Origin of the sequence: Mycoplasma marinum, assembly GCF_004335975.1 — a bacterium.
GTDB classification, from domain to species: Bacteria; Bacillota_I; Bacilli_A; order Mycoplasmatales; family Metamycoplasmataceae; genus Mycoplasma_K; species Mycoplasma_K marinum.
Window position 1 is genome coordinate 1 of record NZ_PSZO01000103.1, and the last position, 917, is coordinate 917.

Annotated in this window: 2 protein-coding genes; both read left to right on the top strand. The window is 36.3% G+C overall.

All coding sequences use genetic code 4. The annotated features are described in order from the left end of the window. Nucleotides 1–453, top strand: a 453-nt coding sequence (locus tag C4B24_RS05100) for a hypothetical protein (RefSeq protein WP_168388383.1), incomplete at its 5' end; no start/stop codon positions are given. Further along, nucleotides 408–917 (top strand): hypothetical protein (locus tag C4B24_RS04880; protein ID WP_131599656.1); only part of this gene is annotated, 510 nt, incomplete at its 3' end. The genes C4B24_RS05100 and C4B24_RS04880, both read left to right, overlap by 46 nt.

The window sequence follows — 917 nt, forward strand, 5'->3', positions numbered from 1 at the left end:
GCTACAACAGTTAAAGTTACTTTAACAAAAACAAGTGATAATGACACTACGGGTGAAGTTTCATGAACTGGAACTACTTCAGCAACAGGAACTACAAAACCTGGTTCAGTTACTGGTAAGTTAAATGGATTTGAAACCGCTGCACAAAAAGCCGCAAGATTATTAAAAGACAAAGCTGATGCTGCACTTCCACAAGTAACGGCTGTTATGGTTAATAAAGCAATCAATGCTTCAAAACCACATTCATCAACAGACATCGCCTCAAAATGAGATCTACCAGCTTCTGTTAATGTTACAGTAGGTACAGGACAAGATAAACAAACAGTGATGATGCTACAGGTATCATTTCATGAACAGGTGTTACTTCAGCAACTGGAACTACAAACAATGGTTCGGTTACAGGTTCAATGAATGGATTTGAAGTTGCTTCACAAAAAGCCGCAAGATTATTAAAAGAAAAAGCTGATAAAGCCATTGGTAAAGTTACAGCTGACATGGTTAATGATGCGATTAATACTAAAAAACCACATTCATCAACAGACATCGCCTCAACATGAACTCTACCAGCTTCAGTTGATGTTGTTGTAAGTGTAAATGGTGATCAAACTATAGTTATTGTTGCATTAACAAAAACTGGTAACGATGATGCTACAGGTATCATTTCATGAACAGGTGTTACTTCAGCAACTGGAACTACAAAAATTGGTTCAGTTACTGGTACATTAAATGGATTTGAAAATGCTTCACAAAAAGCCGCAAGATTATTAAAAGAAAAAGCTAATAAAGATATTGCCAAAGTTACAGATGACATGGTTAACAAAGCAATCAATGCTTCAAAACCACATTCATCAACAGACATCGCCTCAAAATGAGATCTACCAGCTTCTGTTAATGTTACAGTAGGTACAGGACAAGAT